The 22,488-nt window shown below is 62.8% G+C and carries 19 protein-coding genes and 1 tRNA gene; 10 read left to right on the forward strand and 10 right to left on the reverse strand.

Going from position 1 to position 22,488, the window contains the following annotated elements:
• Positions 1-109: 109 nt before the first annotated feature.
• The 3 genes from P5205_10270 to P5205_10280 all read right to left on the reverse strand — a co-directional run bounded on the left by P5205_10270 (position 110) and on the right by P5205_10280 (position 1,210).
• Complete coding sequence (locus P5205_10270) at positions 110-412, reverse strand: hypothetical protein (GenBank protein HSA10740.1); 303 nt, start codon at positions 410-412, stop codon at positions 110-112.
• Positions 413-591: 179 nt separating this feature from the next.
• Positions 592-750, reverse strand: coding sequence for a YqaE/Pmp3 family membrane protein (locus tag P5205_10275; protein ID HSA10741.1), 159 nt, complete (start codon positions 748-750; stop codon positions 592-594).
• A 383-nt stretch (positions 751-1,133) separates the two neighbouring features.
• Positions 1,134-1,210, reverse strand: a tRNA-Asp gene (locus P5205_10280).
• Between the two features lie 307 nt (positions 1,211-1,517).
• On the opposite strand from P5205_10280, the gene P5205_10285 reads away from it, so the two are divergent.
• Genes P5205_10285 through P5205_10305 form a run of 5 tightly spaced genes read left to right on the forward strand, consistent with a single transcriptional unit; the run spans position 1,518 to position 5,976 of the window.
• Positions 1,518-2,312 (forward strand): segregation/condensation protein A, encoded by a 795-nt coding sequence (locus P5205_10285; protein ID HSA10742.1) that lies wholly within the window; start codon positions 1,518-1,520, stop codon positions 2,310-2,312.
• Between the two features lie 10 nt (positions 2,313-2,322).
• Positions 2,323-3,054 carry an SMC-Scp complex subunit ScpB gene (gene scpB / locus P5205_10290; GenBank protein ID HSA10743.1) on the forward strand — a complete coding sequence of 244 codons (732 nt, stop codon included), beginning with the start codon at positions 2,323-2,325 and terminating at the stop codon, positions 3,052-3,054.
• A 22-nt stretch (positions 3,055-3,076) separates the two neighbouring features.
• On the forward strand, positions 3,077-4,138 hold the full coding sequence (gene pheA, locus P5205_10295) for a prephenate dehydratase (GenBank protein ID HSA10744.1): 1,062 nt from the start codon (positions 3,077-3,079) through the stop codon (positions 4,136-4,138).
• Between the two features lie 52 nt (positions 4,139-4,190).
• Positions 4,191-5,162 (forward strand): KpsF/GutQ family sugar-phosphate isomerase, encoded by a 972-nt coding sequence (locus P5205_10300; protein ID HSA10745.1) that lies wholly within the window; start codon positions 4,191-4,193, stop codon positions 5,160-5,162.
• A gap of 43 nt (positions 5,163-5,205) precedes the next feature.
• Positions 5,206-5,976, forward strand: coding sequence for a prolyl oligopeptidase family serine peptidase (locus P5205_10305; GenBank protein ID HSA10746.1), 771 nt, complete (start codon positions 5,206-5,208; stop codon positions 5,974-5,976).
• Between the two features lie 21 nt (positions 5,977-5,997).
• On the opposite strand, the gene trpS is transcribed toward P5205_10305, so the two are convergent.
• Positions 5,998-6,963 (reverse strand): tryptophan--tRNA ligase, encoded by a 966-nt coding sequence (gene trpS, locus P5205_10310; GenBank protein HSA10747.1) that lies wholly within the window; start codon positions 6,961-6,963, stop codon positions 5,998-6,000.
• 557 nt (positions 6,964-7,520) lie between these two features.
• Here trpS and P5205_10315 point away from each other — a divergent pair.
• Complete coding sequence (locus P5205_10315) at positions 7,521-8,525, forward strand: aspartate-semialdehyde dehydrogenase (protein ID HSA10748.1); 1,005 nt, start codon at positions 7,521-7,523, stop codon at positions 8,523-8,525.
• A gap of 1 nt (position 8,526) precedes the next feature.
• On the opposite strand, the gene P5205_10320 is transcribed toward P5205_10315, so the two are convergent.
• The 4 genes from P5205_10320 to P5205_10335 all read right to left on the reverse strand — a co-directional run bounded on the left by P5205_10320 (position 8,527) and on the right by P5205_10335 (position 11,843).
• A complete protein-coding gene (locus P5205_10320; protein HSA10749.1) occupies positions 8,527-8,952 on the reverse strand; it encodes a biopolymer transporter ExbD in 426 nt (141 codons plus the stop codon).
• 32 nt (positions 8,953-8,984) lie between these two features.
• The gene (locus P5205_10325) at positions 8,985-9,596 is read right to left on the reverse strand and encodes a MotA/TolQ/ExbB proton channel family protein (GenBank protein ID HSA10750.1); all 612 of its coding nucleotides are present in this window, start codon (positions 9,594-9,596) and stop codon (positions 8,985-8,987) included.
• Positions 9,597-9,601: 5 nt separating this feature from the next.
• Complete coding sequence (locus P5205_10330; GenBank protein ID HSA10751.1) at positions 9,602-10,597, reverse strand: hypothetical protein; 996 nt, start codon at positions 10,595-10,597, stop codon at positions 9,602-9,604.
• Positions 10,598-10,679: 82 nt separating this feature from the next.
• Positions 10,680-11,843: a HEAT repeat domain-containing protein gene (locus tag P5205_10335; GenBank protein ID HSA10752.1), complete on the reverse strand. Its 1,164-nt coding sequence runs from the start codon at positions 11,841-11,843 to the stop codon at positions 10,680-10,682.
• A 221-nt stretch (positions 11,844-12,064) separates the two neighbouring features.
• Here P5205_10335 and P5205_10340 point away from each other — a divergent pair, with 221 nt between their 5' ends.
• The 4 genes from P5205_10340 (at position 12,065) to P5205_10355 (ending at position 16,716) form a co-directional block, all read left to right on the forward strand.
• Complete coding sequence (locus P5205_10340; protein ID HSA10753.1) at positions 12,065-12,970, forward strand: sugar phosphate isomerase/epimerase; 906 nt, start codon at positions 12,065-12,067, stop codon at positions 12,968-12,970.
• A 200-nt stretch (positions 12,971-13,170) separates the two neighbouring features.
• Positions 13,171-14,715 (forward strand): sialate O-acetylesterase, encoded by a 1,545-nt coding sequence (locus P5205_10345; protein ID HSA10754.1) that lies wholly within the window; start codon positions 13,171-13,173, stop codon positions 14,713-14,715.
• Between the two features lie 34 nt (positions 14,716-14,749).
• A complete protein-coding gene (locus P5205_10350) occupies positions 14,750-15,853 on the forward strand; it encodes a DegT/DnrJ/EryC1/StrS family aminotransferase (GenBank protein HSA10755.1) in 1,104 nt (367 codons plus the stop codon).
• Complete coding sequence (locus tag P5205_10355; protein HSA10756.1) at positions 15,838-16,716, forward strand: NAD-dependent epimerase/dehydratase family protein; 879 nt, start codon at positions 15,838-15,840, stop codon at positions 16,714-16,716. Before P5205_10350 ends, P5205_10355 begins: the two co-directional genes overlap by 16 nt.
• 61 nt (positions 16,717-16,777) lie before the next feature.
• Here P5205_10355 and P5205_10360 read toward each other — a convergent pair whose 3' ends face one another.
• Together P5205_10360 and P5205_10365 are read right to left on the reverse strand one after the other, a co-directional pair.
• A complete protein-coding gene (locus P5205_10360) occupies positions 16,778-18,853 on the reverse strand; it encodes an immunoglobulin domain-containing protein (GenBank protein ID HSA10757.1) in 2,076 nt (691 codons plus the stop codon).
• 361 nt (positions 18,854-19,214) lie between these two features.
• Entirely contained in the window at positions 19,215-22,379 is a 3,165-nt protein-coding gene (locus P5205_10365) for a hypothetical protein (protein ID HSA10758.1), read from the reverse strand.
• Positions 22,380-22,488 lie beyond the last annotated feature (109 nt).

The following is a 22,488-nucleotide window of genomic DNA, read 5'->3' on the forward strand; positions in this document are numbered from 1 at the left end:
GTGCAGGGGCCTTCAATCCCCGCTGCGCTGCCAACGAAGATCCCTCCGCGGAGATGAACCTGGATTAGTCGCAGATAACGAAGCCAACGCCCGGCGCTGATGGCCGGCTCTAACCGTAGGCGTATTCGGCTATAAGGTACATCAGGCCGTCTGCCGCGATGAGCAGGTAAAAATACTCGAACTGCGCCCCGCTTTTCAGCTTGAACTGGGCTGGCCTCCCCGCAATCCCCCAAAGCTCATTCGGGACCACAGCCCCACCCGCCTTTTCAATCGCCCATTGCCATTGACGATTGTCCTGCTCGATCCTCTCCAGCTTGAACGTGGCCACAATGTTGGTGACAGCCTGCGCATGGTACTGCGCCACGACGTAGCCGCCACGCGAAGAGAGCGGGGCTTGGGTGCGATTAGGCACGATTCTGATGTCCCGGTCGGCCAAGTGGCCTACCAACTCCTTTGGAAGTCCATTGTCAAAACTGCACCCGCCCACGAGCAAACCGGCTGCCACCAGATAACACTTGAACTTGCTTACGACAGAATCGCCACTCACGAAGCCCCCCGCCCTCGCTGGAGCCAACGGCAATCTTGATGCGACTACTTCAAGATCAGGTAGAGTGCATGGAGTAAGCCGGGAACCCAGAAGAAAAGACAGAGAACTATGTTGATGATTGTATCCTTGGCCGACTTGGTCTTCAGATAAACCGCCAGCGGCGGGAGCAGAATTGCGAGAATAATCAGAACCAGTTTACTCATTTTGCTGTGCCCTTTCTGGCGCCAGAGTCTTACGGCTGGCTTCCGAAGTCAAGGGCTGGGGCGGATTTCCAGGCAACCCCGCTGGCGATTCATCGTCTCGCACTCCCCATGGGATACGCACCGCAGCACCACCATGATGTCACCGTGGCCCCGAGCCAGAGGTGCAGGGATCAGCGGGGACTGGAGAAGACAGGCAGCCAGCATCGCCGTGCCAAATGTGGAGAGTGCGCTGGTTGGAGGTAGTGAGGGCCTATCCGCTTCTGGCCGGGGAGCAATGATGACCATGTATTCCCTGTGTCTTGGCTATCCGGGGGTGTGCGGGTGAAAGCCGCCGTTAGCACTTCCCGGAATTCGGTGATGAACCGAAATATAAAGGTTGAGTATGGCGGGAGCGGCGGGGCTCGAACCCGTAACCTCTGCCGTGACAGGGCAGCGCTCTAACCAATTGAGCTACGCCCCCGCTAGGGGCAGAAGAACCTAGAGAAAACCTCTGTTCGCGTCAAGCGCATCCAAACGAATTGTTCGGGCAGCAGACGCCAAGGAGGTGGGGGTGGGGAACCCCGCTGAAGAAACGTGCTGCCACCCGAACACGGTAAACGTATGCCAGCTGCCCTCAACCTGTCAACCGACAAGTATGCGGAATCTCCCCTTCCCGGGGCGCGCCGGCCAGGTCCTGCCGGCCCGGCTGAGGCAGTTATGACGTTGCCAAGCCGGGCGCCGACGCCTATGCTTCGAAGTCCCGGCGCCAGGCAGCACCGTTGGTCAACATGGCTGAATATAAGGTCAAATTCGAGGTTTTCGAAGGGCCGCTCGACTTGCTTCTTTATTTGATAAAGAAGGAGGAGGTGGACATTTACGAGGTGAACCTCACTCGCCTGGCGACCCAGTTTGTCGAGTACATCGAGACGATGCGCATGCTGGACCTGGAGATTGCCGGCGAGTTCCTGGTAATGGCGGCCACCCTGATGTACATCAAGAGCCGCGAGCTGCTGCCCGTGGACCAGCAGGCGCAAATTGAAGGGGAGGAGGAGGGGGAAGACCCGCGCTGGGAGTTGATCCGGCAATTGGTCGAATACAAGAAATTCAAGGACGCCGCCGCGCAGCTCCAGGTGCTCGAAGCCCGGCAGGAAGACATCTTCCCGCGCGTCCCCGTCAAATTGGATTTCGAGGCGGGGCCGCCGCCGCGCGCGGAGGCTTCGGTCTTCGACCTGGTCAACGCCGTCAATGTCATCCTTAAACGCTTCAGCCAGCGCGAAGACCTGCGGGACATCTTCGAGGATAAATGGTCGGTCAGCGAGAAGATCGAGCACCTGATGCGGTTGCTGAGTGAGCGGCCGAGCGTAAGGTTCTCGGAGTTGTTTGCAGGCGTGACCAGCCGTTCGGAAGTGGTGGTCACCTTCCTCGCCTTGCTCGAGTTGATCCGACTCAAGCAGATTACCGCGATTCAGCTCGAGCCGTTCGGCGAGATTGATATCTGCCGGACCCCACCCGCCCCGGGCTCGCCCGCGCCGATCCCGGGCCCAGCCCCGCATCCGCAACCGGCGGACGCCCCCTCTGCCTAGATTCGCAAGCATGGACCTGAAATTCATTCTGGAAGCGCTCCTGTTCTCCGCGCAGAAACCGCTGACCCTCAAAGAAGTGCGCGAGGTGCTCACCGCCGCGGTCGAACACGCCGAGGGCGACGAAACCGCCCGGGCCCTCAAGAAGGTCAAGGACAGCGATTTGACCCTGGCGCTCGAGCAGTTGGCCGACGACCATGAACAGGCCCGGCGCAGTTACCGGCTCACCTGTGTGGCCGGGGCCTGGCAGTTCGTCACTCAGCCGGAATATGCTCCCTGGCTCAAAGCGCTGGTCGGCCGCAAAGTCCGTCCGCCCCGCCTTTCCCAGCCGGCGTTGGAGACCCTCGCTATCATTGCCTACCGCCAGCCGCTCACCCGCGCCGAGATCGAGCAGGTGCGCGGTGTGAATGTGGATGGGGTGATGCAAACCCTTCTCGAGCGCGGACTGGTCGAGCAGGTGGGGCGCGCCGAGGTGGTGGGCCGGCCGATGACCTACGGCACAACCGGCCTGTTCCTCGAGTACTTCGGCCTGCGCAGTTTGGAGGATTTGCCCGCTGCGGACGAACTGCGGCGCATGGTAATTGAGAAGCCGCCGGCGCCAGTCACCGCTGACCCCGGTCTAGCCACCGTGCCCCCGGAACAACTGGCTCTGGCGACCGAGGAACAGAAGACCGAAGCCCCGGCAGCCGAATCCGCAGGCCCGGCCGAATCGGCAGAGCCGCCGCCGGAAGGCCAGCCAGGCTGAAACCGATCGGCCCCTTCCAGCTATGAACATCCCCGAACATCGCAAGGCCATTGACAAGTTTGACGCCCAAATCGTCAAGCTGCTGAATGAGCGAACCAGGCACGTGCTGGCCATCGGCGAATTCAAACGCAAATCGGGCGAGGAGATCTACGCTCCGCATCGGGAGCGGGCGGTCCTGCAGCGGATCTGCCGCAAGAACCAGGGGCCGCTGACCAATGAATCCCTGCGAGCGATCTACCGCGAAGTCATGTCCAGCGCCCTGTCGTTGGAGAAATCGCTGACAGTTGCTTACCTGGGGCCGGAAGCCACGTTTACCCACCAGGCCGCCATTCAACGCTTCGGCGCCAGCCTGCGCTACGCGCCGCAAAAGACGATAACCGACGTCTTCACCGAGGTCAGCAAACGCCGCGCCGACTACGGCGTAGTCCCGGTGGAGAATACCACTGAGGGTGCCGTGACACACACGCTGGACATGTTCGTGGACAGCGACCTGAAGATCGTCGCGCAGATCGTCCTGCCGGTGCAGCACTGCCTGCTGGCCAACTGCCCGCGCTCGCAGATCCGGAAGCTCTACGCCCATCCGCAATCGCTCGGCCAGTGCCGCGCCTGGGTGCAGGCCAACTTGCCGCGCGTCGAGATCGTCGAGAGCTCCTCCAACGCTCGCTCCGCCGAGCTGGCCGCGAAGGAGAAACACACGGCTGCCATTGCCGGGCTCCTGGCCGCCGAATGGTACGACGTGGACGTGCTGGACCACGACATCCAGGACAACGTTGCCAACGCCACCCGGTTTCTCGTGTTGGGCCGCCAATGCGCCCCCGCCACCGGCAAAGACCGCACCAGCCTGATGTTCAGCCTGGTGGACCGGGTGGGCGCGCTCTACAGCGCCCTGGTGGCCTTTCGCCGCTACCGGGTCAACATGACCAAGATCGAATCCCGGCCCAGCAAACGCAAGGCTTGGGAATACATCTTCTTCGTGGATTGCGAGGGACACATGGAGGACCGCCGGCTGGCCAAGGCCATCGCGCTCCTCGGCGAGCACTGCAGCTACGTCAAAGTCCTTGGCTCCTTCCCGGATTCGGAGTGAGCGTGGTTCATTCCTGATTGATACCCGGCTTCGTTGCGGGCATGCTCGGCGCGTGAATCACCTGGCTCAAGCCCGGAAAGTGTTCGATATCGAACTGGCGGCGCTCCGAGCCGTCCGCGCGCGGCTCGACGACGCGTTTACCGCAGCGGTCGAGCTGGTGGTCGAAACCTTGCGCCGGCACGGCAAGGTCGTCGTCGTCGGCATCGGCAAATCCGGTCATGTGGGGCAGAAGATTTCCGCCACCCTCACCAGCACCGGGTCCACCAGCGTCGTGTTGAACAGCGTAGATGCGCTGCATGGCGACCTGGGCATCGTCAACGACGGCGACGCGATTCTGGCGCTAAGTTACTCCGGCGAATCGGAGGAGTTGTTGAACCTGCTGCCCGCGCTCAAGCGGTTCCTGGTGAAAATTATAGTGGTGACCGGCGCGCCGAAGTCGTCGCTGGCTCGCCATGGCGACCTGGTGTTGAATGTGCGCGTGCCCCGGGAAGCCTGCCCCTTCAATCTCGCGCCCACCGCCAGCACGACCGCGATGCTGGCCATGGGCGATGCGCTCGCGATGGCGGTGCTGCAGGCGCGCGGTTTCAAGCGGCAGGACTTCGCCAAGTTCCACCCCGGAGGCGCTATTGGCCGCGCAATGCTGTCACGAGTGGCCGACATTATGCGGAGCGGCCCGCGCAATGCCGTCGCCGCAGAAGGACTGACCGTCAAAGAAGCGTTGTTGGTCATGACCCGGGCGAAGTCTGGCAGCCTGAGCGTGGTCAATGAACAAGGCAAACTGGTGGGAGTGTTCACCGATGGCGATTTCCGCCGGCATATGGCCAATAATGAAGACCTGCTGGCGCAGCCGCTAAAGAGCGTCATGACCCGCAACCCGGTTTGCATCCGGGAGGACGCCCTGGCGGTGGAAGCCCTGAAAGTCTTCCACGAGCGTAACATAGACGATTTGATTGTGGTGACCGCGAAGCGCGAGCCGGTTGGCCTGGTGGATTCCCAGGACCTGCCGAAATTCAAGCTGATGTAGGCCGGCCGAGCTGCCCGGCTGGCAATGGAATGAGACACTCTTTATGCAAGACACAATACTACTCGCCGTCGCCGCGAGTTTGCTGGCGATGACTGCCCAGACCCCGGCCCAACCCATGATGGCTGCGGCCCGCCCGCCGGCCCAAACGGCCAGGCAGTTTCGTTTCCACAAGACGCTGGACGTGAAGGTGGACTACCTGCTGTTCCTGCCCAAAGGCTACGACGCCAAGGCGGAGAAGCGTTACCCGCTGATCTACTTCCTGCATGGCGCGGGCGAGCGTGGCACCAACATCTGGAAGGTCGCCACGCACGGGCCGGGGAAGTACGCCGCCGCGCACCCGGATTTCCCCTTTCTCATCGTTTCCCCGCAGTGCCCGGCAAACCAGGTTTGGTCCAAGGACGTGCTGCTGGGGTTGCTGGACGAAATCACAGGCAAGTACTCTGTGGATACAAGCCGGATCTATCTGACCGGCCTGAGCATGGGCGGCTACGGCACGTGGGACTTGGGCCTCACCCACCCGGACAAGTTTGCGGCCATCGTGCCGATATGCGGCGGCGGCCAGATGATCGCCGTTATCCTGTCCGGCCGCGACAAAGGGCCGGTCTTCAAGACCCTCGGCGTGTGGGCCTTTCACGGCGGCAAAGATGCGGTTGTGCCGCTCGAAGAATCACAGCGCATGGTGGACGCACTGAAGAAGGCAGGCGTGCAGGACGTGAAATTTACCGTCTATCCGGAGGCCGGACACAATTCTTGGACCGAGACTTACGACAAACCGGAGCTGTACGACTGGCTGCTCCAACACCAGCGGCAGTAGGAACGGAAGGCAGCGCGAGACCTACTTGAGCCCGCTGGCGACCTTCGCCCGCTCCAACACCTTCTGCGCCACGGCGCGCGCCCGGACCGCCCCGTCCGCCAGAACTTGGTGGACATAATCAAGGTTTGCCGCCAGTTCGGCGCGTTTGGCGCGGGGCGCGGCGAAGTGGTTCCAATAGTGGTCGAATAGCGCCTTCTTCAGGTCGCCATAGCCCAACCCGCCGGTGCGCAGGCGGTCCTCATAATCCTGAGCTGCTTCCGGCGGGGCAACAAGCTTCAGTATCTGGATGGCCAGATTCTGGTCGGCATCGGGTTTGGGCTCCTGGGGCGTGCGGCTGTCCATCTTGATGCTCATCACCTTTTTGCGGAGCGCCTTCTCGTCGCCGAAGATGTCTATGGTGTTGCCGTAGCTCTTGCTCATCTTCTCGCCGTCGAGGCCGGGCACCTTCGCGGTGGCCGCGCGGATTTGCGGCTCGGGAATCACAAACGTCTCGCCGTATTGCTCGTTGAACTTGATGGCGATGTCGCGCGTGACTTCCACGTGCTGTTTCTGGTCCTGTCCCACTGGCACCACATTCGAGTCATACATCAGGATGTCCGCCGCCATTAGCACCGGGTAGGCGAACAGGCCAAAGTTGAACGAGATGCCCTTGGCCACCTTGTCCTTGTAGGAATGGCAGCGCTCCAGCAAGCCCATCGGCGTCACCGTCCCCAGGATCCAGGTCAACTCCGGCACTTCCGGCACATCCGACTGGCGGAAGAACACCGTTCGCTTCGGGTCCAGGCCGCAGGCGAGAAAGTCCAGCGCCACATCCAGCGTGTTGCGGCGCCGCTCCGCCGGGTCCACCAGCGAGGTCATTGAGTGGAAATCGGCGATGAAGTAGAACGCCTGGCCCTTCTCCTGAAGTTCGATGGCGGGCTTCATCATCCCGAAGTAATTCCCGAGATGCAACGTGCCTGAAGGCTGTATGCCCGATAAAATGCGCATCCGGCGAGCTTAAGCCAGAATTCGAAGCGCAGGAAAGCAGGAAAACGGGTTCATTGGCAATCCCTCCGTCTGGCAGGGCGCTTTCGCTGCTATTTTGGTCCCACGCCATTGTTGGCTTGCGGCTGGCTGGATGATGGCTTGTTAGTGCGGTCGGGCTACGGTGTGTATCCCATGGGGAGCGCTCCCCATGGGATACACACCGTAGCACCACCATGCCGTCACCATAACCCCAAGCGAAAGGTGCCGAAGTCAGCGGGGACTGGGGAAGGCAGGTGAGCAACATCACTGTCCAAAAACTGGACAGTGCATGGGATAGATTGCGGGGGCCCGTCCGGTTCTGTGCGGGTCAAAACCGTCGCAGGCACTTACCGGAAATCCGTAATGAACCGGAAAACGGGGCGCAAAAACGGTTAACCCCGGACCGTGAACCGGGTAATTTGGCGGGGCATTGCTGTCAACGGATAGTCGAGCTTCATGCACCCCAGGCTGGGGGGCACCAGCCTATCAGCGGCACGTTGACACAACTCCGGGTGCGCCGGTATATTCTGGCCCTTTATATGAACCGGAATCCGCATGTGGCTGTGGTTGGCGCGACGGGCGCTGTCGGCCTTGAGATGATCAAGACGCTGGAAAAGCGTGACTTTCCGCTAGGTAAGCTGACGTTGCTAGCGTCTACCCGCTCGGTGGGCAGGAAGCTCACTTACCGCGGCCAGGAGATCACGGTCAAGGAGCTGAAGAAGGATTCGTTCGGCGGCATTGACATCGCGCTGTTCAGCGCGGGCGGCGGCATTTCGAGGGAATACGCGCCCGTTGCCGCCCAGGCCGGCTGCGTGGTCGTTGACAACTCCAGCGCCTTCCGCATGGACGACAGCGTCCCGCTGGTGATTCCCGAGATCAACGCCGCCGACGTGAGGTTGCACAAGGGCATCATCGCCAACCCGAATTGCACCACCGCCATCGCGCTTATGGCGCTGTATCCGCTGCACGCGGCGTTTGGCTGCAAGCGCATCTTTGCTTCCAGCTACCAGGCGGTGTCCGGCACAGGCGCCAAAGCCATCGTCGAGTTGGAGCGCCAGGTGGACCAGATCGTGAAGCGGCAGCCTGTGACGCGCGAAGTGTATCCACACCAGATCGCTTTCAACGTGCTGCCGCACGTGGACTCGTTCCTGCCGAGCGGCTACACCAGGGAAGAGATGAAGATGGAGAACGAGAGCCGCAAGATCATGCATCATCCGACTTTCAAGGCGAGCGTGACTTGCGTGCGTGTGCCGGTCTATCGGGCACACTCGATCGCCGTCAGCGCCGAGTTCGAGAAGGCGGTGACGGTCGAGGCGGCGCTGGCTGTGCTCCGGAAGGCGCCAGGGCTGGATGTGGTTGACAACCCCGCCCAGTGCGAATACCCGCTGCCGCTCTACCAGTCGGACAAATACAACTGCGCCGTCGGCCGCCTCCGCCAGGACTGCGCGCTGGACAACGGGTTGTGCTTTTGGGTGGCGGGCGACCAGCTCCTCAAAGGCGCCGCGCTCAATGCCGTCCAGATCGCCGAAGAGCTGATGAAGTAGCTCAGGGTTTCCCGGGTTCCTTGGTGTAGGCGTTGACGGTCTTGATCCGCGCCTCCTTGGCGACGTCCATCACCTTAACGATCTGGCCGAAAGGGGCCATCTTGTCCGCGCTGAGCGCCAGCTTCAAGTCGGGCGTCCGGGCGACATCGGCCAGCAGTTTCTCCTTCAGGCGTTCGATGGTCACCGGCGTATTATCCGTGTCGTAGCGGAGGTTGCCTTTGGGGTCAATACTGACAAGTTTGGGCGGGGACTCGCTGGCGCCGGACTTCTGGGCCTGGGCGGATTCGGGCAGCGCAAGCTTGAGGGCGGGCTGCTGCTTGAAGGTGGTCGTGACCATCAGGAAGATCAGCAGGACGATCAGGATATCAATCAAGGCGACGATAATGACCGCGGGAGGCTGGCGGCGCTGGCGTTTGTAGAACTGCATGACCCTGTTTCGTGTTGTGTATTTGCGAACCTTCAGGCCTTGGTCTTCTGCCCCTGGATCTCCTCGCGGTACTGGCGGCGGAGGAACTCAGCGCACAGCGACTCCATCTCGATGGCCAGCGATTCAACCTTCTTGCTGTAGTAACTCCAAAAGACGAGCGAAGGGATGGCAATGAGCAGTCCGAAGAGGGTGGCGCGGAGGATGAGGGAGATGCCTTTGGCCAGTTCGGCGGGATCAATCTGGCCGGCCTGGCCGACGTTGCCGAAGGCGGTCATCATGCCGAGGATGGTGCCGACCAACCCGAGCAGCGGGGCAATGCCGACGATGATTTCGAGCACGACCAGGCCGCGTTCGAGGCGGGCGACCTCGTGCCGGGCGCGGCTCTGCAGGGCATCAACGGTTTCCACCTTGGGCCAGTCCAGGTGGTCGGAGGCGGTCAACAGCAATTGGCTGATGGGGGATTTGTGCTGCTGGCAGACGCGGCGGAGGCTGGGGACGTCTTCGGGCGATCGGCAGGCTTCGACCGCGGCTTCCACGGCCGACGGCACGACGCGCCGCCAGCGCAGGGCGATGCCGCGCTCGACGATGAAGGTCAAACCCACCACCGAGGTCACAAAGAGCAACACGTAAACGACTGGTTCCATAGGGATCAATTGTAATAGAAGGTAAACTGGATATTCCGCACGTTACCCAGCGTGCGGCGCATGTCGCTGGGCCAGGTCGCGAACGGCGCCGGGTCGAGCACAGCCTTTTGGCAGATCAACCCGAGCACTTCACCGGCGGTGTTGTCGGCGACGTTCATATCGGAGATGCGCCCATCATAGTGCAAGCGGAACTGGAGCACCACCTTGCCGCGGCTGTCGGAGGCATAGTCGCGCTGGTCGAGGAGGGTGAACCAGCGCTGCGAAACGGCCTCGACCAGCGCGGCGTCATAGGCGCCGAAGGGGGTGGCCTTGGTGTCCAGCGAAGCCATTTGGTGGCGGCGGTTGACTCCGCCGTCCTGTTTCATCTTCTGGCCGGGTACGCGGCTGTCCTGGAGGCGCGCGAGAGCTTCCTTGATGGTGCGCGGGCGGGCGGGCTTGGCTTCGTTGGCATCGCCCTCCGTCGCGCGTGGAGTTGGGGAAGGCTTGGCCATGGTCAGGTCGCCGGGGATATAGGCGGGCTTGGGCTTAATCTCCGGCTGCGGCTTCTGGGCCGTTTGCGCCGGGCGCGCGGGTTGCAGGGGGGTGAACTTCTCGCGCGGGACGTCTTCAGTCCTGGGGACTTGGGTTTGCTGGCCGGTGATCTTGGGAATCACGGTGATCTTGTTCGCTTCAGGGTTGGCGGCGCGGGAGTTCTTGTCGGAGTAGAACTTAGCCTCTTTGGGCGGCTCGGCGGTGGCCTGGGCAGGGCTTACGTTCACGAACATCAACGGGGGCTCCTGCCGCTGAGCCAACGGACGCGGCGTTTCCTTCTTCCTGATGAGATCGGCGATTGCCTTGGGCGGCTGCAGCCAGGCGGGCCAATGCAGGTTCCGCCACACCTGATATTTCTGACCGGCGTGGTAGCCGCCGTAAATCACCAGGTGGCACATCAGCGAGATGGCAAAGGCCCAGGCCAGCCGAGACGTTTCGGCCTGCTCCAGTCGCAAGGACCATCTGGCCATTCCGGCAATTGACATGCGAGATTAGTGTGCCGCACGGTGGCGGTAGCGGCAACTGTTTAGAGGGCGGGCGGCGGCCCGGCCATTACTCGGGCAAACCGGCGAGACTCAAGGGCGTGGGCTGGTCCGCAGGAGCGCGCACCTTGGCCAGGACCTGCTCGGCAGCGGAGCGGACCCAGCCCCGCGGATCATTGAGCGCGGGTTCGAGTTGCGCGGCGGCGCGCCGCGCTGCGTCGGTGTACATCCAGTTCGGGTCAATCTGGTTGAGGGCCATGGCCGCGATATCGCGGACGGAGCGCTCGTCATCCGTGAGCGCTAGGACGAGCGCTTCAATGGCCGAGGGCTGACCCAGGGTGCACAGGGCCTTGGCCACCGCGCACCGCACGTCGTTGTCGGGATCGCGCAAGAGCGGCAGCAGAGCTTCGGCTGCCTGAGGATCGTCCACACGGCCGAGGAACTGCACGGCGTTGAGCCGGACCTCAAAGTTCTGGTCCGTCAGCAGGCGCAGAAATTCAGGCACGAACGCCGGGTCGGCGCGCCGGCCAAGCTCTTCCGCGGCGGCCAGCCTGACGCAGGACACCGGGTCGTGCAACAGGGCCAGCAACTCCAGGTTCACCTGGGCGCTGGGGTCTTTGCTGAGGGCATGGATCGCCGAGACGCGTACGGTGGGGTCTTCATCCCTCAGGGCTGCCAGGAGGGGGAGAGTGGTATCGGCGCCGGCGACGTGCTCCAGTGCTTCCGCGGCGGCCCGGCGCCCGAAGCTGGTGTCGTGCGAGAGCTCGGTGACCAGGGCTTTCACCCCGGCCTGGCCGGCGAAAGCAGCGGCGTGAGTGTGACCGAAGGCGACATCCATGAGGGCCTGCTCTTCGGCGCAGGAGGGTCTCCAGCCGAGGGTGCGCAGGGCGTTGGCGGCGGCAGTCCGGACCCCGGCAGAGGCGTCTTCCAGCATTCTGGCAAGGGAGGGGGCGGCACTGGCATCTCCCAGCCGGCCCAGACCCGCGGCGGCGGCCTGGCGGACATCGTGGCTGGGGTCCTGGAGGGCCGCGATCAGGGCGGCGAGGGAGTCGCTGTGCTTGATCCCGGCGAGCCCCCTGACGGCGGCAAGGCGCACCTCTGCCTGCTCGTCACCCAGTCCGGCGATCAGGAGTTCCCGCGCGCGCGCATTCCCACTAGCGCCCAGAGTCTCGAGGGCTTTCCGCCGCACCTCGGGGCTGTTCGATTTCACCCGTAATGTATTCCACCACGCCATAACCGCATTCCTGCCGTGTTCTTCAGGCTGCCGGGAGAGGACAGAGTGTCTCAGCTTCGTACACTCTTTCCGCCGATTGCCGACAGAGCGGCCATTGCTGTGCATCGCTCCCCCGCCCATGGCGGGGAAGTGCTCTCGGCCGCCGCCTGCCTCAGAGCGTCTGGCATGCCAACGACAGGATTCTGCTTGTGCCGGCCTCGCGGATACCGCCCAATACAGACATGAATCGCCGACAATTTGTGCAGTCCACCGCGCTGGCCGCTGCTGGAGCTTTGCTTCCCCTCAACCTCCTGCCCGCCGCCGAACAGCCGAAGGGAGTAAAGTGGCCCATTGGCTGTTTCAACCGGCCCTGGCTCGGGCCCCAGGACAAGCCTTGGGGCTATGACGCCGCGTTGGACGGGATCAAGGCGGCGGGTTACAAGCTCACCGGTTTGCTCACTCGCCCGGGGAAGGAAGAGCCTTTGCTCGGCTCTGACGCAACCCCCGAGTATCTCGCCAGCCTGAAGCAGCGGATTGCCGCGCGCGGCCTGGCCGTGAACATCGGCGCGCTACGCATCAAGTTCGACCTGCCGTTCGCCGAGCAAGTCAAGGACACGCGCCGGCAGATTGACAACGGGAAGACGATGGGTGTCGAATTCCTGCTCACGTTCGGCGCCAACAACCCCCGGCAGTACGACGATTATTACAAGCTGATGCAAGACGCCGCGGCGTACGCCCAGGAGCGCGGCATGAAGGTGGTCATGAAGCCGCACGGAGGCGCGAGCGGCGCGGCCGAGGAGATCAAGCGCTGCCTGGCGAAAGTTAACCACCCGAACTTCAAGATCTGGTTCGACGCCGGGAATATCATTCACTACACGGGCAAGGACCCGTTGGGAGAGCTCAAGCTCATCGCCCCGCAGGTTACCGGCTTCTGCGCGAAGGACTGCGGGCAGCAGCGCGGCTCGGTCTGGCTCCAGTTCGGAACGGGCAAGGTGGATTTCCGGGCGCTGTTTGTGGAGCTGAAGCAGGCGGGCTTCAATGGGCCCTTGATGGTGGAGTGCTGCGCGCTGGGTGACACGCCGGAGATCGTGACGGCCAACGCGCGCAAGAACCGGGAGTACCTGGAGAACGTGCTGGCGACGTTGTAGGGCGAAGGAATGAAGTGATGATGAATCACTTCCACGACACGCTGGGGCGTTGAGGTTTCCGGATGGCTTGACTTCGACGCGCCCATGGCTGTGGTCTGCGAAACTACCCGCTCCTGCTTCCCATTTGGTTCGAGGTTGGAGGTTCATTTGGGTTTCTTCTGGCCTCCGCCGGTGGCACCTCTTAGGCTGCGGAGCCACACATGAAGACTTCATTCCTGAAGCAAACCCTGCGAGTCCTTACGATCACCGCCTTGCTGGCAGCCGCGGCTTCCGCCGCGTGTGCCGAGGTGAAGCTTAACAGCCTGTTCTCCGACGGGGCCGTGCTGCAACAAGGAGTAGCCGTGCCGGTCTGGGGCACGGCCAGGGACGGCGAGCGGGTCACGGTCAAGTTCCAGCGACAGACCTTGTCCACGACGGCTAAGGACGGCCGCTGGTTGGTAAAGCTCAAACCCCTGAAGGCCGGCGGGCCCTACACACTGAGTGTGGCCGGGGAAGACAACACCGTGATCGTCTCGAACGTGCTCGTGGGCGAAGTCTGGGTCGGTAGCGGGCAATCAAACATGGCCTTTCAACTGTCACGCGCCGCCAACGCGGAAGCGGCCATCGCGGGCGCCACAGACCCGCAACTGCGGCTGTTCACTGTCCCGCGCAACGCGACCGATAACCCGCTCTCCGACGCCCCAGGCGCCTGGGTGGAATCTTCGCCCGAAACAGCGGCGCAGTTTTCCGCTGTCGCCTGGTTCTTCGGCCGCGACTTGCGTCGCGCGCTGAAGGTGCCGGTCGGGTTAATTAACTCATCGGTCGGCGGCACGCCGGCGGAAGCGTGGACTTCCCGGGCGGCGCTCGAAGCGGACCCTGATCTAAAGCAGATTCTGGAGCGCTACGCGGAGAGTGTCCGCACACACGACCCCGCGGCCGCGGCCGCGAGACATAACCGGGCTCGTGCGCAGCACAAGGCCGCCGTGGCCAGGGCGAAAGCAGCCGGCGAGCGTGCGCCTCAGGCCCCGCGCGCCCCGCGGGACCCGCGCCAGTACCAGGGCCGACCGTGCGCCCTGTACAACGGCATGATTGCCCCCTTGCAGCCTTACGCTATTGCCGGCGTGATCTGGTACCAGGGCGAGGCCAACGCGGGCCGGGCCGAGGAATACCGCGGCTTGTTTCCCGCCATGATTCAGGATTGGCGGCGGACGTGGGGGCAGGGCGCTTTTCCGTTCCTCTTTGTGCAAATCGCGCCGCATGAGCGGATGACGCCGGAGATTCGCGAGGCGCAGTTGCTGAGTTGGCAGAAGGTTCGGCGCAGTGGGATGGCCGTCATCACAGACATTGGCAACGAGACCGATATCCATCCTACGAAGAAGGAACCGGTGGGCGCGCGCCTGGCCCTGGCCGCCCGCGCCATTGCCTACGGTGAGAAGATCACTTACTCCGGTCCGGTCTATAAGGCAATGAAAGTAGAAGACACCCGCGCGGTCCTGAGCTTTGGTCACGTGGGCGGCGGCTTGGTGGCAGAGGGCGGTGAGTTGAAGGGATTCACGATCGCCGGGGCCGACGGCAACTTTGTCCCCGCGGCGGCCGTTATCGAGGCGGACAAAGTCGTTGTATCCAGCCCGTCTGTGGCAAAGCCCGCGGCGGTTCGTTACGGCTGGGCCAACACCCCCGATGTCAACCTATTCAACCGGGAAGGGCTGCCGGCCACGCCATTCCGGACGGATGTTAAGTCAGCAGGAGCGAATAACGGTCATTGACAGGGGCAATAGGTTTAAGACGATTAGGACATCTATGGATAATGGGAAAATACAATTCGTGGACTTGGTCGCTCAGTATCAGCAAATCAAGTCGGAGGTAGAGGTGGCGATGGGAAAGATTTGCGGGCGGGGGGATTTCGTGCTGGGCGAGGATGTGAAGTTGTTTGAGCAGGAGTTTGCCGCCTTCTGCAAGGCGCCTCACTGCGTGGCAGTGGCCAACGGCACCGACGCGCTGCGGCTGGCGCTCCTGGCGTGCGACGTGGGCCCGGGGGACGAGGTCATCACTTGCACCCACACCTTTATCGCCACGGTCTTCGCGATTCACCAGGCGGGCGCCAAGCCGGTGCTGGTGGACTGCGACCCGCAGTATTACACGATTGACCCGGCGCAGGTGGAGCGGGCCATCACGCCGCGCACCAAGGCGATCATCCCGGTGCACCTTTACGGCCAGGCGGCGGACATGGACCCCATCCTGGAGATTGCGCGCAAGCACAAGCTGCGAGTGATTGAAGACGCTTGCCAGGCGCACGGGGCCGAATACAAGGGCCGGCGCTGCGGGACGATGGGGGATATTGCGGCGTTCAGCTTTTACCCGGGCAAGAACCTGGGCGCGTACGGCGACGGCGGGGCCGTGACCACGACCCGGGCGGACCTGGCGGAGCAGGTCTGGTTGTTGCGCAACCACGGGCAGAAGGTGAAATACGAGCACCTTATCAAGGGCACGAACAGCCGGCTGGACACAATGCAGGCGGCGGTGCTGCGGATCAAACTGCGCCGGTTGGAGCAATGGAATGAATCGCGCCGCAAAGCGGCCGCCAGGTACGACCAACTGCTCGCGGGCTCCAGCCTGGTGATTCCCAAGACAGCGCCCTACTCAAAGCCCGTCTATCACCTTTACGTCGTGCAGGTGCCGGACCGGCAGAAACAGCAGGCGGCATTCGATGCGGCGAACGTGTCGCACGGGATTCATTATCCGATTCCCGTGCACTTGCAGCCGGCCTTTGCCGAGCTTGGTTATAAGCCGGGCACCTTCCCGGTCACCGAGGCGCTGGTGGCGAAGATTATTTCGCTGCCGATGTTCCCCGAGATCACCGACAGCCAGATTGGACGGGTGGCCAGCGCGTGCCTGAAGGCCTGAGCAAAGTCTGCGCCCTGACCGGCGCCCAGGGCTTTGTGGGGGGGCGGCTCAAGGCCCGGCTTGAACGCGCGGGCTGGCGCGTCATCTCCTGGACGCGGCAGCCGCCGCCTGGCAGCGACGCGGTCGCTTTTCACCTCGGCGCCGCGGTTGATTCCAATTTGCTCAAGGGAGTCCACGCTCTGGTGCACTGCGCGTATGATTTCGGACCCCGGCGCTGGGAGGAAATCGCCGCGATTAACGTAGCCGGCTCCCAGACACTCCTGGGCGCGGCTCGGAGCGCGGGCGTGAAGACCGTGGTGTTCATTTCGACCCTGAGCGCGTTTGCCGGCTGCCGGTCCCTCTATGGCCAGGCCAAGCTCCAGATCGAGGAACTGGCCCAAGCTATGGGGGCTTTCATCATCCGACCCGGGCTGGTGTATAGCGACAATCCGGGAGGGATGTTTGGCCGCCTGGCAAGCCAGGTGCGCAAGGGGCGCCTCGTGCCAGTCTTGTGGGGAGGGAAGCAGACACAGTACCTGGTGCACGAAGAGGACCTCGGACGCATTGTCGAGAGTTGCCTGGACGGGGGTGTGAGGCCGGGGGTTGGGCCGATCGCCGTTGCCCACGAGCAAGGCTGGGAGCTCAAGGAGATTCTGGCTCAGATTGCGCGGGCGCTCGGAAAGCAGGTCTCCTTTGTGCCCGTCCCCTGGCGGATCGTCTGGCTCGCCCTCAAATCCCTGGAGCTTGCCGGCGCGCGGCCCAACTTCCGCAGCGACAGCCTGATCAGCATGGTCTATCAGAACCCGGCACCGGCTTTCGATTTGCTCAAGTCGCTCGGCTTCCAGTGCCGGCCATTCCAACTCGTTCCCAGCATGTTGGAGTAGCGGAGTGCGGGAGTGGTGTGGTGTTCCACGACTCTATCTCTCCTCCTGGTTCGCTGGCGGTTTATTCGCTCTTGATGCGATAAAAGGCCGCCTGGCCTGATCCTGTTGGCACACTGAACGATCCCGGTGTGGCGCTGTTGGTGGCCACCCGCGTCCAACTGCTCAGCGGGGCGTCGGCGTCGGGCGAGTGCAAGAGCACAAACCGAGAGCCCCCGCCGCCGCCATAGGTCAGTGTGCTGCCGTTGATGCTATTGATGGAGGTTGGGGCCGGCGTGGACGAGCCAAGCGGATCAGCATAAACGCGCACGAGGTCGAAGCGCAGGGTGCCGCCAGGGGTATAGCTGCCAGCCGTTCCGACATAGCTCGGGTTGGCAAGGCTCTCGAACTCGCTGACAATGCGGAAGGCGAAGGCGGGATTGTTGTTAACCTCCGGGATGGCCGAGAGTTCGCGGGAGAGAGGCACAAAGACTTCGCCGTTGGTCATGGTGTTGAAATCCAGGTCGGTGAAGGTCGTGCCATCGGTGGTGTATTGGAGGCGGGTGTATTTGCTGCCGGAATTGCTGTGACGTTGGCTCCAAGAGAGGTAGATGTTCTGATGCCCGAGGGTGCTGACGTTGAACTGCACGCCGGCCAACTTGTTGTCGGTGCCCTGAGCTGGATAAGTCGTGGTGTTCCAAGCCTGGTTGGTACCGGTCAGGGTGTGATCCGAAGCCGCGCCGGCGGCGAAAGTGGCCGTGACCCCGTTCAGGAGGATCGCGGTGCCGGTGCCGATGATTGGGGGCGGAGAACCGAAGGGAGCGTTGGTGTCGTTGAAATCCCACAGGGCGAGGGTGACGCCGGGCAACACGGTGACGGTGAGGTTAATGGGGGCGCTGGCCACGCCGGCGCCGAGGCTATTGGTTACCCGGCAGGTGTAGCTGCCCTGGTCGGGCGCCTTGAGATTGTAGAGAGACAGCGCGCTGCCGGTTGCTCCCGCAATCGGCGTGCCGCCGAAGAACCATTGGTAAGTGAGCGGCGGAGTGCCCTTGGCGGTGACGGTGAAAGTGACGCTCTCGCCGCCCAGGCGTGCCTGGTTCGCCGACTGCGACTGGATGGCGGGATCAACGACCGTCAAAGTCGCGGCCGGGCTGGTCGCGGACCCGGCCGAGTTGGCGACGATGACATCATAACTGCCCGCGTTGCCCGCGAGCACGCCGGTGAGGATGAGCGTCGGGGTGGTGGCGCCCGAGATGTTGCCTGTGTTACTGAGGGGAATGCCGTTTTTGCGCCACTGGTAGGAGAGTGAGATCGAAGGGGAGCCGTCACTCGTGGCGGTCAGGGTGACGGTCGTGCCGGCTTTGTTGGTCTGTGCCAGCGGCGACACCAGAGCATAGGTAGGAGCGCTCGTCGAAATGGTCCCACCGCTGAAGTTGACCATCAGGTCGTCAATAGCTACCGCATGATCGGTGCCGGAGTCGTCTATATCCCGCCAGCGCAGGAAGATTTCTGACCCCGCTGGGACTGCGACACCGTTCAGAAGGACTCCAGCGAACACCTGCCGATTAGCTGGAGCATTTCCATCGAGCGCGCCGGTGGTGCCGCCGACATTCGGCGTAACGAAGTTCAAGTCAGTGAAAGGTGTCCAGGAATCGGTCGCCCCCGGCTCGGGATTAGTGATTGGGGTGGCGCTCACGCGGTAGGAGAAGGCGAGTGGTTGCTCGGCGGAGCTACCGATTTTACGCCACTGCTCGCCCGTGTAGGTGATCGTGATGCTGGAGATGTCTGAGCCGGTGTCGTTAACAAACCGCACGCCATACGCCAGCGCGCTCGAGGTGCTCGACGCGATGGACCCCAGCGCGCGCTCAGTGCTGCCGCTCGCGCCGCAGCTGTACATCTGCGCCTTGGTGCCGGTGCCGGTGCTGGCAGCGTAGGTCAGCGCCACAGCAGTGGGGTTGTTAGTCCAGGCATACCAGCCCGTGAGGGTGGTGTTGTCCACCCACGGGTTGTCCGCGCCCGAGTTGGCCAGCGAATCAAACGTCTGGGAGTAGGAACCGCCGGGCAGGGAGATGATGGAGATTTGGGCCGATGCCGTGTAAATGAACGAGCCTGCGTTGAGCAGTGCCGCCGTCAGGATAACAAGGAGTAGGGTTCTCTTCATAGTATGCGACCTGGCTTCCTCTTTCCGGCCCGGCAACCGGGGCCAGAAGGGCGCGTTTGTGTTTGATGTTGTATTCGAGCCGGTCCACAGCAACGAACCGCCTGCCGCCAGCTCGATCAGGGTTAACTGTTGTCACACAAATTGCGGGGTGTTCTATCTGCGGTCAATCTGAATTGCCGAATCCGCCGCAGTAGATTTCAGCGAAGTAAGGCCGGCCACGCTACAAAGCCGCTCAGGATGAGGCCTGGGCGTGGTGAAGCGACTTCGGATTGGTAGCTCACCAGTCTATCTCTGGCTCACAAAAAAGGACCCGGTTTTTCGACCGGGTCCTCTGATCTGAAGTTCGTTGCCTAACGAGGGCCTATTCGCTCTTGATACTGTAGAACTTCTTCGTCTCGCCCGCAGTAATGGTGAACGAACCAGGCGTGCCAGTTTGAGTCTGTGCGCGCGTCCAAGTATTGAGCGGCGCATCGAGACTAGTGGACTCCAGCAGCACGAACTGCGAGCCGGAGCCGCCCGTGTAGCTGATGGTGGTGGCAGTGATTCCGATGATTGTCACCGAGGTCACCGATGTCGAGGCCAGCGGCGCGTCTTCCGCAGTAATGACGACCGGGGTGGCATCGCCGCCAACGGGATTGACCGTGGTGGCGCCGGAAGGCCAGATCCCGTCGCTGTCGGTATCGGCGACGAGCAGGCTGCCATCGGCGAGCTTGCGCTGCTCGATGCATTGGACACCATTCGCATTGCTGTTGGGGATAATTGTGCCCCAGGCGCCGGAGATTCCATCCACCGAGCCGCTGTAGAAGGAGACGTAGGAAGCACCGGTGTTTTCGGCAACGCCGTCGCTCTCCGCGAACGTGGCCGCCAGCGGCCGGCCGCTGCCGGCAGCGTTATCATAGAGCACGACGAAGTTCTTGTCCGTGGCGGACGAATTGCCCCAGATGCCGGTGCCGGTGTTGGCATCCGTGCCAAAGGGCAGTACGGTAGCGTAGCTCGGGGTCGTCAGCCGCATGTTCACGGAGGTGCCCTCGGCGCCGTCGTTCATCATGATCCGCATGTACAGCTGATTGCCGGTGGTGGCAAACCGGGTGTTGCCGGAAGGCTCCGTTATAAACCAGCCCGTGTAGTTGCCGTTGGCGTCCGTGGTGAATGTGCCATACCCCCCGGCCGTGCTCAGGCTGGGACTGGTCGTGCGCACGAAACTGCCGGACGCGGTGGCGAAGATCATGTTGCCGGCGCCCGCGGTGGTGGCGCTGTCGCTGCTCACGACGCATTGGTTGTAATAGCGGTAGGTGGCGTTGGCGGCCAGATTCGCCAGCGACAGGCAGAAGGCATACGGCAGGCGCTTAGTGTTGCTGCTGCCGCTGGCAATGCCTTGAATATACTGGGGCATGATGACTTCGGTCATCGTCGGCTCCGCCCGGGCCACGATGGTGCTGCTGATCCCGTCGGTCAGCATGCCGCCAGAGGCCTTCAAGGTAAACTCGCCCACCGTGTCGTACGCGAGCCCGGAGAAGGTCTTTATGCCGGACGACAGGCTCTGCGGACTGTTGCCGCTCAAATTACCGGTGCCGGTGTTCAGGGTAATAGTTACCGAGGCAAGGTTGTCACGGTCCCTATTGCCATTGGCATCCTGCGCCTGGACTGTGACGGAGAAGGGCATGTTCGCGACTACGAAGGCCGGCACGATCGTAAACACCAGCCGCGTGGCCGTCACGGAGATCGCGTTTTGGGACTGGTCCGAGCTGAGTGCCGCGGTGGTAACGGCATTGCCTGATACTGTCACGTCACCGCCCGCCAGGGCGAACTGGAACTTGTCATTGTCGAACAGCGCGCCGGGTGTGCTCTGGAGCGAGATGCGCAGCGCCAGCGTCTTGGAGTCGCCATCCGCCACCGCCACGTTCAGACCCGAGAACGCAATGCCGGTGGCCGAGATTGTGCCGGCGCCCACAGTGCTCTCGCCATCAAACAGCTCGGCGGCTAGAACCGTGGTGGACCAGTCGGCGACTTCGTTGTTGGCGCCTTGCGTGAAGGCCAGACCGGTGATGGTGCCGGCCCCGGAATTTCCGGACGGGTTGCTGAACGTAACCTGCCAGACCTGCGCCCCCTGGCTGGTGGTGGGGATCGTCGCATCGTTCACCATCGAGTCTATGGTGAAGGATTCCCCGTAGGCTGTGGCCATGGTCATGTCATCCGCCGAAATAGTCTGCTGATTGCCGGCGGCGCTGCCCTGGCAGGTGAGCGTGGCGGTCACGGCGCTGCCAGCGGCAATGCTCGCCGTGATCGTGCGCCCCCCAACCGCTCCCGCCGCAACGTCCGCAATCACCAGGTAACGCCGGGTGTCGTTGAAACCAGCTTGCCCCGAAATGCTGAAGCTGATCGGGTTCGCCAGCGCCTGCCCGCTGCCGGAGACCACGCTGTCGCCGGCGTTATACGTGCCGGAGTTGTCCGCATCATACGCCACGCGGAAGTTGCTCAGGTCCGACGCCGTCGCCGTGCCGGCGGTGGTCAGGCTCAGGCCGGTGAAATCAATGCTCCCGGGCGGCTGCAGGCGGAAGCCGGCCAGCACCACATCGTTTGCGCCGGCGGTAATGATTCCCGCCGGGGGCGCGCCGGTATTGTCAACGTAAACGACCGTCGCGACCGGCAGCTCATTGCCGTATTCAAAGTCATCAAGGTAGATCGTCCCGGCATTCCCGGCAAAGCTCTCCCCATAGAACATGAACGAGTCAATGTTGGCATCATCGGCCAACTGTGCCTTGGCCAGGTCATCGCCTACCAGGCTGCCGTTGACCCACATGTCCACCTTATAGGGGGCCAGACTCTGGCTGCCACTCCGGGCATAGTTTTGCGCGGCGGCGGAGTTGTTGCCATAGATCTCGACACTATACACCGTGTCTTTTGAGAAGCTGTCAGGCAGGGCGGCCCAACTGCTGCCACTCCGGTAGGTCTCTGTGATAGTCGTATCCGCCCCGAACGACCAGCGAATGCCCGTGAATATCTGCGCTCCCGTAAACCCGACGTTGTCGGAAAGACTCGCGCCGTCTCCGGCAAAGAAATACCAGTTCCCGGAGGTTGCTGTCCCCGACATCTTCACGGTGAACTTGACGTAGAAGGTCGTGTTGGGCGTCGAGTAATCGTAGATGGAGAACTTGTTCACGGACCCGCCGGTTGGAGCGACGATGCGAAGCTCCGTTTCGCTGCCAACGGCGGTGTCGCCCGGGTTCTCCAGGTTGAAACTGCCCGCTCCTGTTCCGACGCGCACTCGCGCCGTTCCGCCGTCGGTGGGCGGGGCGGGCAGAAATGTCGTGCTGGCGCCCGACGTGTGGCTGCCAGTCCCGGTGCCGAAGTCGTAGGTCCAGACCGTTGCCCCGGCGGGCAGGGCCACCGCCAGCAACGTGAGCAAGAGCGCGAGTTTCAAGGCCAGGGGGAAGGACCGCCGGCCGGCGGGAGTAGTTGGACCCGGGATCGCGGCCGCCGTGGCGAGCCGCCCGGAGAATACGGTGTTGTTCCTGTTCGTTTTCATAGGAGGTCTACTTGTGGCTTGCGGTTTGTATGACGGGCCTCATCCCTAGGCGGGGACAGGCTCGTGAGCTGGTGGACTGGAGTGAAAGGGCGTAACTGTGCGTGGACAT

Source organism: Candidatus Paceibacterota bacterium, assembly GCA_035452965.1.
GTDB lineage: Bacteria > Verrucomicrobiota > Verrucomicrobiia > Limisphaerales > UBA8199 > UBA8199.